Origin of the sequence: uncultured Corynebacterium sp. (genome assembly GCF_946998835.1) — a bacterium.
In the GTDB taxonomy this organism is placed as follows: domain Bacteria; phylum Actinomycetota; class Actinomycetes; order Mycobacteriales; family Mycobacteriaceae; genus Corynebacterium.
This window is the reverse complement of record NZ_CAMQAZ010000025.1, coordinates 1-13,183: the sequence shown is the minus strand read 5'-3', so window position 1 is coordinate 13,183 and position 13,183 is coordinate 1. Positions and strand designations below refer to the sequence as shown.

General features: G+C 60.3%; 9 protein-coding genes. 7 read left to right on the top strand and 2 right to left on the bottom strand.

The features are described 5' to 3' along the window. Positions 1 to 314: 314 nt before the first annotated feature. Entirely contained in the window at positions 315 to 1,100 is a 786-nt protein-coding gene (locus tag Q0U90_RS08930) for a TetR/AcrR family transcriptional regulator (protein WP_297453822.1), read from the bottom strand. Positions 1,101 to 1,330: 230 nt separating this feature from the next. Between Q0U90_RS08930 and Q0U90_RS08925 the strand changes: the two genes are divergently transcribed. From Q0U90_RS08925 to ndk, 5 genes are all read left to right on the top strand, one after another. After that, positions 1,331 to 2,314: a malate dehydrogenase gene (locus tag Q0U90_RS08925; RefSeq protein ID WP_297453819.1), complete on the top strand. Its 984-nt coding sequence runs from the start codon at positions 1,331 to 1,333 to the stop codon at positions 2,312 to 2,314. A gap of 263 nt (positions 2,315 to 2,577) precedes the next feature. Then, positions 2,578 to 5,313, top strand: coding sequence for a valine--tRNA ligase (locus tag Q0U90_RS08920; protein ID WP_297453816.1), 2,736 nt, complete (start codon positions 2,578 to 2,580; stop codon positions 5,311 to 5,313). A gap of 188 nt (positions 5,314 to 5,501) precedes the next feature. Further along, positions 5,502 to 7,007: a folylpolyglutamate synthase/dihydrofolate synthase family protein gene (locus Q0U90_RS08915; RefSeq protein WP_297453887.1), complete on the top strand. Its 1,506-nt coding sequence runs from the start codon at positions 5,502 to 5,504 to the stop codon at positions 7,005 to 7,007. Further along, positions 7,004 to 7,519 (top strand): DUF4233 domain-containing protein, encoded by a 516-nt coding sequence (locus Q0U90_RS08910; RefSeq protein ID WP_297453813.1) that lies wholly within the window; start codon positions 7,004 to 7,006, stop codon positions 7,517 to 7,519. Before Q0U90_RS08915 ends, Q0U90_RS08910 begins: the two co-directional genes overlap by 4 nt. Before the next feature lie 139 nt (positions 7,520 to 7,658). Next, positions 7,659 to 8,069: a nucleoside-diphosphate kinase gene (gene ndk, locus Q0U90_RS08905; RefSeq protein WP_048761378.1), complete on the top strand. Its 411-nt coding sequence runs from the start codon at positions 7,659 to 7,661 to the stop codon at positions 8,067 to 8,069. Positions 8,070 to 8,254: 185 nt separating this feature from the next. Here the strand turns inward: ndk and Q0U90_RS08900 are convergent, their stop codons facing one another. Then, the gene (locus Q0U90_RS08900) at positions 8,255 to 8,425 is read right to left on the bottom strand and encodes a hypothetical protein (protein ID WP_297453808.1); all 171 of its coding nucleotides are present in this window, start codon (positions 8,423 to 8,425) and stop codon (positions 8,255 to 8,257) included. Positions 8,426 to 8,659: 234 nt separating this feature from the next. Between Q0U90_RS08900 and Q0U90_RS08895 the strand changes: the two genes are divergently transcribed. Together Q0U90_RS08895 and Q0U90_RS08890 are read left to right on the top strand one after the other, a co-directional pair. Continuing rightward, positions 8,660 to 12,709 carry a translation initiation factor IF-2 N-terminal domain-containing protein gene (locus tag Q0U90_RS08895; protein WP_297453804.1) on the top strand — a complete coding sequence of 1,350 codons (4,050 nt, stop codon included), beginning with the start codon at positions 8,660 to 8,662 and terminating at the stop codon, positions 12,707 to 12,709. A gap of 392 nt (positions 12,710 to 13,101) precedes the next feature. Continuing rightward, positions 13,102 to 13,183: bL21 family ribosomal protein (locus Q0U90_RS08890; RefSeq protein ID WP_276785738.1), on the top strand; the 82-nt coding region annotated here is incomplete at its 3' end.

The following is a 13,183-nucleotide window of genomic DNA, read 5'->3' as shown; positions in this document are numbered from 1 at the left end:
GCGAAGGTTTGCGTGGGCACCTTTTGCTACTTAGCCCATGCGAGTTACTGACCGCGCTTATGGCTGGTGACGGCGGGTCAACGCGAGTTACTGACCGCGTTTATAGCAAAAATCGCCCGAAAAATGGCCTGAAAGTGCTATAAAGTTGGGCAGTTTCATATGTGCAGCGCGTTCAGATTTGCAGCCCATATCCAGATTCGCAGCCCGTAATTTTACGGGTTGTCAGTCTTGGGATTGTCAGTTTTGCCGCTTAATCCGCTAATAACCCGGTTAGAGCAGCCGCTCTAACCGGGTTTTAGTGTCTGTATGGATCCCTAGTCGTCCATGCCGTAGATGTCGCGGTAGTCCGGGGCATCGTCAGCGGCCAAGTCGTGTGTTTCCGGGTTGGGCTGGTCGCCGTAGACCTCTGCGCCGAGCGCGGAGGAGTTGGCACCGTGCGAAGCCAGCAGGGAAGTGTACGAGCTGCCCGGTTCATTGCGGGGCGAGGAGGTCAACAGGCTGGTCACAGTGTCCTGGGCGAACTCACGCAGCTTGTCCGACAGCACCGTGGACTGCATTTCAATGCCGTAGAGGTTTTCAAAAGTCCGCTGGTGCAGGGTAGGGAAGGTGGCCAGCGACAGCACCAGGATATAGAGATCAAGTGCGGAAATATCGGTGCGGAATGCACCGTAGTCGCGGCCGAGCAACAAGATGCGGTCAAACTCCAAAACAATTGGGCTCTGGCCACCAAGCCCGGTCACGCCCTCTAACGGGAGGACCGGATGCAGGTTTTCTTGGATGATAAAGCGCACGGCAAGGGGGTTCGCCGAGAAGTAGTCGTAGATAACACCAACTACATGCTGTAGGGCTTCCACCGGCACTGTGGAGTGTGGACGCAAGTCCTCGTCGTCAGGCCTCACGGTTTCCAGCACGTGCAACCATGTCGCTCGATAGAGCCCCATCTTGTCACCACAGTGGTAATGAAGCATGCGCTTGGAGACACCAGAAGCGGTAGCAATGGCATCCAAGCGGGCATCTGCATACCCCTTTGAGGTGAATTCTTGAAGGGCTGCCACCAAAACTGCATGGGGGATTGCATCAGAGGAGCCTGGAGACTTCATGAAAATCCTTTGCTTGGACTAGAGAGCGACTACGGGGTTTTGGCTATCTTACGGGGGTGAAATTGGTCGGTCGGGGACTTCTTTCCAGTGAAATGAGTACATGACCGTAAGTCATGCCTAATGCTATCCGTTTTTCAGTTTTGGTCTGAGTGCGTCGCCCCCGTCTGCGCCAATCGCCCTTGCGCATTAGAGTGGGCACCGAATTGATTCTCTATCGAGAAAGGCCTGTAGTGAACAAGACTCCCGTAAAGGTTGCAGTTACCGGCGCCGCCGGACAGATCGCTTACTCTCTGCTGTTCCGCATTGCCAGCGGTTCGGTTTTCGGTCCGGAGACCCCGGTTGAGTTGAACCTGCTGGAGATCACTCCGGCGCTGCACGCTACCGAAGGCGTCGCCATGGAGCTCTTTGACTCCGCCTTCCCGCTTCTGACTGGCATCAACATCACCGATGACCCAGCAAAGGCATTCGACGGCGCCAACGCAGCATTCCTGGTTGGTGCAAAGCCACGCGGTATGGGCGAGGAGCGCTCCGCACTGCTGGGTGCCAACGGCAAGATCTTCGGCCCGCAGGGTGCCGCTCTGAACGATCACGCAGCAGATGACATCAAGGTTCTGGTTGTTGGCAACCCGGCCAACACCAACACCATGATCGCCGCTTCCCACGCTAAGGACATCCCGGCAGAGCGCTTCACCGCCATGATGCGCTTGGATCACAACCGCTCCCTGTCCCAGCTGTCGCAGAAGATCGGTGTTCCGACCACTGAGATCAAGAACATGATCGTCTGGGGTAACCACTCCGCAGATCAGTTCCCGGACATCACCTACGCCACCATTGCAGGCGAGAAGGTCTCCGACAAGGTTGACGCTGCATGGGTCGAGCAGGACTTCATCCCGCGTGTCGCCAAGCGCGGCGCAGAAATTATTGAGGTCCGCGGTTCCTCCTCCGCAGCTTCCGCTGCCGCTGCCGCAGTTGACCATATGCGTGACTGGGTCACGGGTACCCCGGAGGGCGAGTGGGTCTCTGTCGCACTTCCGTCCGACGGCTCCTACGGCATCGACGAGGGCCTGGTCGCAGGTGTTCCGTGCTACGCCAAGGATGGCGAGTGGGTTCGCGTTGAGGGCCTGGACCTCTCTGAGGTTCAGCGCGCTGGCATCGAGCGCAACGTCAAGGCACTGCGCGAAGAGCGCGATGCAGTGAAGGACCTGCTGGTCTAAGAACTGCTTAGAGCTGCTTAACAGCTGTTTAGAGGTGCCCTCTTGTGATGGTTTCACAAGAGGGCACCTTTTTGTGCTTCTCGCCTTTATTTAGAGCCATGGTCGCGTATGTAGAGCCATCGTCGCGGTTCGGCTCGAAGCCTGAACAAAGCTCGAAAACTGGCAGTGCGTAAGCCGCCGATAGTGACTATGAGGTCGGAACGCAAGGGCCGTCGTAAAGCCGGTGGAAAACCAAATCCGGGCAAGGCGCTAAGATGTGACGCGTGACTGAGAACAACGTGGACCTAAACAGAGCAGATAAGTTGCCCAAGTCGTGGAACCCGGCTGACGTGGAGTCGGACCTGTACCAGGGCTGGGTAGACGCTGGCTACTTCAAGGCTGACCCGTCTAGCTCCAAGCCGGCTTACTCTATTGTGCTGCCCCCGCCGAATGTGACGGGTCAGCTGCACATGGGCCACGCGCTGGACCACACTTTGATGGACGCGCTGGTGCGCCGTAAGCGCATGCAGGGCTACGAGGTGCTGTGGCTGCCGGGTATGGACCACGCGGGTATCGCAACGCAGACCAAGGTCGAGGCGATGCTGAAGGAGTCCGAAGGCAAAGACCGCTTCGACTATGGCCGCGAGGAATTCGTGGAGAAGGTCTGGGAGTGGAAGCACGATTACGGCGGGCGTATCGGCAACCAGATGCGCCAGATTGGTGACTCGCTGGACTGGTCACGTGAGCGCTTCACTTTGGATGAGGGGCTGTCCCGTGCGGTTCAGACAATCTTTAAGGAACTGTTTGACCGCGGCCTGATTTACCGCGCCAAGCGCATGGTCAACTGGTCTCCGGTGCTGCAGACCGCGATCTCGGATATTGAGGTCAAGTACGAGGACGCTGAGGGCGAGCTCGTGTCCTTCCGCTACGGCGATGGGGAGGACTCCATTGTTGTGGCGACGACTCGTGTGGAGACGATGCTGGGTGACGTGGCAATTGCCGTGCACCCGGAGGATGAGCGTTACACGCACTTGGTGGGCAAGGTTCTGGACCACCCGTTCCGCGAGGATTTGAAGATTCAGGTCATCGCCGATGATTACGTGGACCGCGAATTCGGTACTGGTGCGGTGAAGATTACGCCGGCGCACGATCCGAATGACTTCGCTATGGGCCAGCGCCACGACCTGGATATGCCGGAGGTCATCGACACCACTGGCCGTATCTTCAACACTGGCACGCGTTTCGACGGCATGGACCGCGCTGAGGCCCGCACTGCGCTGACGGAGGCGCTGCGTGAGCAGGGGCGCATTGTCAAGGAGGTCCGCCCGTACGTTCACTCGGTTGGCCACTCGGAGCGCTCGGGTGAGCCGATTGAGCCGCTGCTGAGCCTGCAGTGGTTTGTCAAGGTCGATGAGCTGGCCAAGATGTCCGGCGATGCCGTTCGCGAGGGCGACACGGTTATTCACCCGGCTTCGCAGGAGCCGCGCTGGTTCGACTGGGTCGATGACATGCACGACTGGTGTATTTCCCGCCAGCTGTGGTGGGGCCACCGCATCCCAATCTGGTACGGCCCGAATGGTGAGGTCGTCTGTGTCGGACCGGATGATGAGGTCCCGACGGGCGAGGGCTGGACGCAGGATCCGGACGTGCTGGATACCTGGTTCTCCTCTGCGCTCTGGCCATTTTCCACGATGGGTTGGCCGGAAGCCACCCCAGAGCTGGAGAAGTTCTACCCAACATCTGTGCTGGTCACCGGCTACGACATTCTGTTCTTCTGGGTCGCGCGCATGATGATGTTCTCGACCTTTGCCGCCACCCTGCCTAATTCGCCGCTGGGCAAGGGCCGCGATGGCCGTCCGCAGGTGCCGTTCAAGGATGTCTTCCTCCACGGCCTGGTCCGCGATGAACAGGGCCGCAAGATGTCGAAGTCTCTCGGCAACGGCATTGATCCGCTGGACTGGGTGCGCGACTACGGCGCTGACGCACTTCGCTTCACGCTGGCCCGTGGCGCTAATCCGGGCTCTGACCTGCCAGTCGGTAACGATGCCGCGCAGAGCTCCCGTAACTTCGCCACCAAGCTGTTCAACGCAACCCGCTTTGCGCTGATGAACGGTGCCCACGTGGGCGAGCTGCCGGACCGTGGCCAGCTCACCGACACTGACCGCTGGATCCTGGACCGCCTGGAGCAGGTCCGCGCCGAGGTCGACGCAGCGCTGGATAAGTACGAGTTCTCCAAGGCCAACGAGGCGCTCTACCACTTCGCATGGGACGAGGTCTGTGACTGGTACTTGGAGATGACCAAGGTCGACTTCCCACGCCTGAACGACGGTGAGACCATGACCGAGGAGCAGGCCGCTCGGGCCGCCTCCACACGTCTGGTTCTCGGCCGTGTGCTGGACACGCTGCTGCGTCTGCTGCACCCGTCCATGCCGTTCGTTACGGAGACGCTGTGGAAGGCGCTTACCGACGGCGCGGAGGGCTTCGAGGAATCTCTGGTAATTTCCGCCTGGCCGGACGCCACCATGACCACCGACGGTGCTGCTGTCGACGAGGTGGCCGCACGTCGTATTGCCGATAGCCAGAAGCTGGTAACCGAGCTGCGTCGTTTCCGCAATGACCAGGGTGTGAAGCCGTCGCAGCGCGTGCCGGCACGCATGAACCTGGCAGATGCCGACCTGGCTGCTCAGGAGGAAATGATCCGTTCGCTGGCCCGTGCTGAGGCACCGGAGGACGGCTTTACCGCTACCGCTTCCATTGAGGTGCGCCTGTCGCAGGCCACTGTCCTGATCGAGCTGGATACCTCCGGCACCGTCGACGTGGCCGCAGAGCGCAAGCGCCTGGAAAAGGACCTGGCCAAGGCCGAGAAGGAACTGGCCGGCACCGAGAAGAAGCTCGGCAACGAGGCCTTCCTGTCCAAGGCTCCGGAGCAGGTCGTGGAAAAGATCAAGACTCGCCACCAGTTCGCACTAGAGGAAATTGATCGCATCAAGGCTCGTTTGGAGGGACTTCCGCAGGCATGACCGAACCACGGGATATCGATTCTCGGGATGCTGAACCACGCGATGAAGCCGCAAGCGAGATCCGTCTGAATCTCGGCGGCGAAGAACAGCCCACCGCAGCGCCTGAGTTCGAGTTCGATCCGGCTGACTCCCAGATCGTCGAGGACCTTGAACCGCGCGAGATTGCCGGTGTGATGGCCGATGACCGCATGCCCGATGACATGCGCCTCGGTGAGGTCTCGGTCTCCGAGGAAGGCCTGAGCTTGCCGGTCGACGTGGATCGTCCGGTCAACGAGCCGGCGCCGTTGGAGGCCACCGCCGAAGAGCTGCGCGAGTTGGCGGAGGTGGAGGCGGAGCTGGATCAACGCTGGCCGGAGACTAAGATTGACCCATCGCTAAAGCGTATCGAGATGCTGATGGACATCCTCGGTCATCCGGAGCGCGCCACCCCGGTCATTCACGTTGCCGGTACGAACGGCAAGACCTCCACGGTGCGCATGATTGAGTCGCTGGTGCGCGCTCTCGGCCGTCGCACCGGTCGCACCACTAGCCCGCACCTGCAGCTCGTCACTGAGCGTATCGCTATCGATGGCCAGCCCATCCACCCGCGCGACTATGTGCGCATTTGGCGTGAGATTCAGCCCTACGTGGAAATGGTCGATGCCAAGTCCGCGGAAAAGGGCGGCCCGCAGATGAGCAAGTTCGAGGTCCTCACGGCCATGGCTTACGCAGCCTTCGCCGACGCTCCTGTCGATGTTGCGGTGGTGGAAGTCGGTATGGGCGGCACGTGGGATGCGACCAACGTGGTGGAGGCCGATGTGGCCGTCATCTGCCCGATTGGTCTCGATCACACGGAGTACCTTGGCGACACCCTGGCCGAAATCGCTGGTGAGAAGGCCGGCATCATCAAGTCGCGGTGGAACAAGGATGACCTGCTCACGCCACCGGACAATGTCGCCATTGTTGGTGAGCAGGAGCCGGAAGCCATGGACGTCGTTTTGCGGCGTGCCGTGGAAGTGGATGCTTCTGTCGCCCGCGCCGGGGTGGAGTATGGTGTCGTCAGCCATCAGCTGGCGGTCGGCGGGCAGAACCTGACTCTCAAGGGCTTGGCCGGCGAGTACGACGACATCCACCTGCCGCTGCACGGTCCGCATCAGGCTCGTAACGCTGCCACGGCGCTGGCCGCGGTGGAGGCATTCTTTGGTGCTGGACCGGGACGTCCGCTCAACATTGATGCTGTTCGCGAAGGCTTTGCGACGGTCGCATCGCCCGGCCGCCTGGAGCGCGTGCGCTCGACCCCGACGGTGTTTATCGATGCCGCCCACAATCCTCACGGTGCCCGTGCACTGCGCAAGGCACTCTCCGCTGAGTTCGACTTCCGCCGTGTCATCGGTGTGCTGTCGGTGCTGGGGGAGAAGGATGCCCGTGGTCTGTTGGTCGAGCTGGAGCCGTACTTCGAAGAAGTGGTAATCACCCAGAACACCTCGCCGCGTGCGCTGCACTACGACGATTTGGCGGACCTTGCGGAGGAGATTTTCGGTGAGGAGCGGGTGCACCGCGTGCCAACTCTGCCGTCCGCCGTTGAGTTGGCAGTCGCACTGGCTGAGGAAACCGACACCGGAGACGGTATTGTCTCTGGTTCAGGTGTGATTGTCACCGGATCTGTTGTCACCGCGGGCGAAGCCCGGACACTATTTGGAAAGGACCCGCAATGAGCGAATCTCAGGCGAGCCAGTCACAGGGTAACGGCGCGGAGGATTACACCGCTGCCGACCGTGAGGCACTGCGCGCCTACCGCGAGGGCCGTGACCTGAGTGAAGGCGGCAAGTTCGGTCCGCTCGGTGCGGGGCACGATCCGGCCAAGGATCCGATGAAGGGTCTGCGCGGTGTCATGGCCGGCACGCTGATTATGCAGGCTATCTCGGTGCTGCTTGGTCTGACTGTGGTCACGCGCATTCCCGACGGCCAAATCAACCAGACCTTCTCGGTTACGTACATCACCATCCTGGGCTTGGCCTTGATTGCAATGGCCTTCCTGCAGAAGCAGCCCTGGGCGCTGAAGGCCAACATTGTGCTGCAGGTTTTTGGTGTGCTGGCTATCTTCACGCACGTGTCCATGGGTGTGGTGGGGGTCTTCTTCGCCCTGGTGTGGGCCTACATTCTGCACCTGCGGAAGAACCTTATCCAGCGTATGGAGCGCGGCCTGTTGACCACTCAGCACTCGTAGGTACGCCAGCACTCGTAGTTGCGCCGCTTTGCGTAGCTTCGTGTAGTCTGCGCTACGTAGTGCTGCTCTACGCTGCACCTTTCACCCCGCCACACCACCACCCCGGTGCGGCGGGGTTTGTCATAGTATGATGCACACCATGACTGAACGTACTCTTATTCTGATCAAGCCGGACGGCGTTTCCCGCGGTCTGGTCGGCGAAGTTATCTCCCGCATTGAGCGCAAGGGCCTGAAGCTGGTCGCGCTTGACCTCCGTGTTGCTGACGAGGCAACTGCTAAGGAGCACTACGCAGAGCACGTCGATAAGCCGTTCTTTGGTGAGCTGGTTGATTTCATCACCTCTGCACCGCTGGTCGCTGGTGTTATCGAGGGCCCGAACGCAATCGCTGCTTGGCGTCAGCTGGCTGGCGGCACCAACCCGGTTGAGGCTGCAACTCCGGGTTCCATCCGCGGCGACTTCGCACTTGAGGTTTCCAACAACGTTGTTCACGGTTCCGATTCTCCGGAGTCCGCTGAGCGCGAGATTGGTATTTGGTTCCCGAACCTCTAAGCGTTGACGGTTAAGCGTTAATATGTACGCGTTTATCTGGCGCCGAACTGGGCAAGCACCTGCTTGCCGGTTCGGCGCTTTTTGCTTGTCGACGACCGTGCGGTGGCCCTTCAGCGGCCTGCACGTGTGGCTGCGAATGTGAACGCACATGTGAATACGGGCTGCACATGTGAAACTGCCCAACTTTATAGCACTTTCAGGCTATTTTTCGGGCCATTTTTGCTATAAGCGAGGTCACTAACTCGGATTGGCTCGCCGTCGCCGATGTCGGTGCGCGCCACCTGCTTGATATGTGCGACAATGGACAGCAGCAGTAGTGCTCGGGAGTTCGCTCCGGCGGATTGAATAGTTCGCATGTGATCGCTGAATCCCCGAGTCAGCCGGTAGGCCTGCCAAATAGACTTTCATAATTGTTCATCGCTTTCGGCCCTCTATCTGCATGTTTGGTGCAAATGAAGTGGCTGTCGCAACATCGTTGCTCCGCCTGGTTCCCAAGGCCACAACGGGACGTACGCGCACATGGAATGACAAAGAGTGCGCCTCCTGTTGCTGGGTTTTGCGTGGTGGGGTGTCAAGGAGAAACAAATACAGTGGCAAATTTCAGCCAGGATGTTGTCGCTAAGGCACGCGAGTTTGATCGCGAGTCGGCGGCTCTGAAAACCCGAGTCCACCACCTGGCCAAGAGCTTGGGGCTGACCTCGAAAGAAACCATTGAAGCTCTGGGGCACGCGGGGATTGTCGTAAAGTCCGCTGCGTCCACGATTAATCAAAATCAGCTCGATGCGGTGCTGAATTTCATCGGCGATCATCCGGAGGATGCCCCGCTTAACGACGAAACTTCCGCGACCAAGCCAAGCAGCGAAGAGTCAGCTGCAAAGGACAAGCAGTTGGCAGACAAGTCGGGCAAGTCGGAGGCATCGGACGAAAAATCCGACGAAAAGTCCGAGGACAAGCCTGCGGAGAAGTCGGACGAGAAGACCGCAGCCAAGGCCGAGAAGAAGTCGGCCGCTAAGAAGAGCAGCAAGAAAACAACCGCCAAAAAGACAACTGCCAAGAAGGCCGATAAAAAGGCAGCCAAGAGCGAAGCTAAATCGGATGCGGCACCTGCTGAGGAAGCGGCTGAGCAGAAGGAAGCCAAGACCTCGGCTAAGAAATCCTCGGCAAAGCAGACTGCAGAGAAGCCGACCGAGGAAAAGAAGAGCGACGAGAAGAAGAGCACGACTAAGAAGCGGGCAACGCGCAAGCGTGCAGTAAAGAAGACCGCAGGGGCCCCGGAAGAAAAGGTAGCGAAGGACGCTAAGCAGGAGAAGGACGCGAACTCGGTCGTCGAAGAAGCCGTTGAGGCTGTGGTTCAGCCGTCGTCGAAGAAGGCTACCGACAGTGTTGACGACACCGCACCAGAGAACGCCACCGAGGTCGCAGAGGAAGCCACCGCCGAGGCGCCCGCGGCAAAGAGCGCTTCCACGACCACACGCCGCAGTCGCCGAGTGCGTCGTGCAACCCGCACGACCAGTGCCCCAGCAGCAGAGGAAGTGCAGGAGGCGGCCGAAAAGCAGGAAGCACCCGAAAAGCAGGAAACTCCTGCAACTGAGTCCACCGCAGAGACTAAGACCGCTGAGCCGACGGAAAACACTCAGACCGAAGCCCTGCAGGACATCGAACCACCAGTTGTTCCGGAGCCGCCGGTAGCGGAGGAACAGACCGCGTTTGCGCCTATCTTCCTGGCTCCGCAGGCTGTCTCGGCCAGGGCCAAGGATGCAGCCACCGAGGATTCGACTTCGGCAGACAACGACGCCTCCAACCAGGATGCCAATGGCAACGCGGGGGAGGGGAACGGCTCGTCGTCAAGCGAAACGGAGCGTCAGCCGCGCCCGCGCCGTCGCCGTCGTGGACGGGGGCGTCGTAATGATGACGCTCAGCAGGCGAAAAGTACCACCGAGAACACTGAACGCGAAGAGGAAACCCACGACGAGGTCGAGGAGCCGCAGGCGATTAAGGGATCGACCCGCCTGGAGGCGCAGCGACGTCGCCGCATCGAGCGTCGTGAGGAATCGCGCAAGCGTCACGTGATTTCGGAGGCGGAGTTCCTGGCTCGCCGTGAGTCGGTGGAGCGCACGATGGTGGTGCGTGAGCGCAAGCGCCATGACCACTCGGGCATTGTCACTGAGGTCGGCGTGCTGGAAGACGACCTGCTGGTCGAGCACTTTGTCACCTCGGACACGCAGACCACGCAGATTGGCAATATTTACCTCGGTCGTGTGCAGAACGTCCTGCCCAGCATGGAGGCAGCGTTCATCGACATCGGAACTGACCGCAACGGTGTTATTTACGTTGGCGACCTGAACTGGAAGCTGCTGGGCACGAAGTCGCGTTCGCGCAAGATTGAGCATGCGTTGAAGGCCGGCGATCAGATTCTGGTGCAGGTCTCCAAGGACCCGATTGGTCACAAGGGTGCACGTTTGACCACCCACATTTCGATGGCTGGTCGATTCCTGGTGTACGTGCCGGGCGGTCGTAGCGCAGGTATTTCCCGCAAGCTGCCGGAGCCGGAGCGCAAGCGTCTGAAGTCCATTCTGAGCGAGGTTACGCCGGAGGGCTCGGGCACGATTATTCGTACTGCAGCTGAGGGCGTGTCCAAGGAGGCCATCGAGGCTGACATCAAGCGTCTGGAATCGCAGTGGCAGGAGATCTGGGAGGCCTCCGAGGCTGCTAAGGCCAAGCGCGGCGCAAAGCCGATTGCGCTGTACGAGGAACCGGACATGCTGGTCAAGGTCGTCCGCGACGTCTTCAACGAGGACTTCTCGCGTCTTGTGGTGGAGGGCGACCGTCCGTGGAACACAGTGACGGACTACATCGGCGACCTGGCGCCGGAGCTAGAGCCGCGACTGCAGCGCTACTTCGCCAAGGAACACGGCGGCGCAGATGTCTTCGAGAACTTCCGCATCGATGAACAGCTGGCCAAGGCACTCGACCGCAAGGTCTGGTTGCCCTCGGGCGGAACGCTGGTCATCGACCGCACTGAGGCCATGACGGTCATCGACGTCAACACGGGTAAGTTCACCGGCGCTGGCGGAAACCTGGAAGAGACGGTAACCCGCAACAACCTGGAGGCCGCCGAGGAAATCGTCCGCCAGATGCGCCTGCGCGATCTGGGCGGCATGATCGTCGTCGACTTCATCGACATGGTGCTGCCGGAAAACCAGGACTTGGTGCTGCGCCGTCTAAAGGAGGCTCTCGGCCGCGACCGCTCGCGTCACGAGGTCTCCGAGGTCACCTCACTCGGCCTCGTCCAGATGACACGCAAGCGTCTGGGCACTGGTCTGCTGGAGACCTTCTCCACGCCGTGTAGCTGCTGTAATGGCCGAGGTCTGATCATCCACATCGATCCGGTCGAGCAGGACAATCAGAGCCGTGGCCACAAGAACGGCCGCCGCAACGACGAGCAGGGCAAGTCCAAGCGCCGCAACAAGTCGCGCTCGGAGCACAACCCAGCTAACCACCCGGCCGCGCTGGCCATGCACCGCGATCATGGCGACCAGGCTGAGTCTTCCAAGGTCGCGCTTGACGACGACGCGGAGACCAACCAGCACGACAAGGAGGCAGCCGACAAGCGTGTTGCAGCTGCTGTCGAAGCGGTCATTGTCTCTTCTGAGAACGATGAGCCGAAGCCGCCGCGTCGTCGCCGTGCTCGCAAGAGTCAGGGCCGTAATAATGAGCAGCGCCAGAGCGGTAGTGAACGCCAGGAACGCCGCGACCGTCATGAGCGTTCGGACGGCTCCAATGACCTGGCTGAACTGGCAGCCGCCGCCGTTGCGGAAGCCCGTGAGAAGGACCCAGAGGAGCCGTCGGATGACCGGTACATGCCGCAGGAGGGTAAGCGCCGTCGTCGTCGGGCGACGCGCCGCCGGGTAGCGGAGCACGTTGCCGTTGATACGGCAGCGCACGATGCCGATGACCGGGATGACAACGGCGGAGGTCGCGGAGCCCGTAGCGACTCTGAGACAACCGGCAGCGCTACCGCTCGCCGTCGCCGTCGTCGAGCTGTTCGTCGCACGACTGCGCAGGAAACTCAGGTTGTGGTGGCGCAGGATGCAGCTAAGGCACAGGCACCTTCCAACACCGATGTGAAGGAGCCAGTTAAGGACAGCAAGGACGGCAATACTCGCAAGGGCGGCAATGCCGCGGCTTCGGAGTCGCAGACCTATGAAGAGGCCAAGGATGCGTTCGAGCGCTCGCCACGCCGTCGCCGACCGACTCGTGGTAACTCTCGCTCGGATCACGCACCGCGTCGCGAGGACTTCGACTCCGCTAAGCCAAAGGCAGACGCTGAAGGCAGCGAGAGTGGAAAGCGCGCGGAGGACAACCGCAGCGGTGGTAACCGTCGCTCCGGTAAGTCGCGTGTTGAGGTCGTATCGGTTCAGGGCACGGGAGCTCGCCGTAATCGCCGTCGGGCGGTGCGCAGGATTTCGTCGCAAAGCGATGCGGAGCAGGGTGCGTCAAAGCAGCGACAGAGTGCTTCCAACCGGACTGCTAAGCCGGAGCAGAAGCAGGTTTATCGCGGTGCGTCAGTGCCGGAGACGAGGCCAACCAATCGTCGCCGCCGAGTGCGTCGCGCAGTGCGTCGAAGTGGCCAGAACTAGGTCTTAAGAACCTAGAGTAAGGCCAGGTAGGGTGCTGTTTTTCGACCTCTGAGGCAGGGGTCGGAAAGTGCTCAGCGCAACTGCCCGAGAAGACTGTGGAAACCCATGGGGGACATGGTCTTACTCGGGCAGTTTGTAATTTATGGGGATTTTTCGCTACTCTTGACCAGTCGCTGATTAGTAGGCGTATCTGGTCATGCCCACTGGTGCTCGAGGCGCTGGTGGCAAGGAAACGTCCAGAACGGGGAAATCTACTCGGATTTCGCTTTCGGGTCTTTCGGGTATGTCCCTGAAGTGTGATGCACGCGCAACTAATCGCAATTCCATTGTCCAGTCAAGGAATTACAAAGATTCCTTGAGTCGAGTTTCTCAGATAAAGGGGTAGCCCTCCTATGTACGCGATCGTCAAGACCGGCGGCAAGCAGTACAAGGTTGCCGAAGGTGACCTCGTCAAGGTCGAGAAGATCGAGGGTG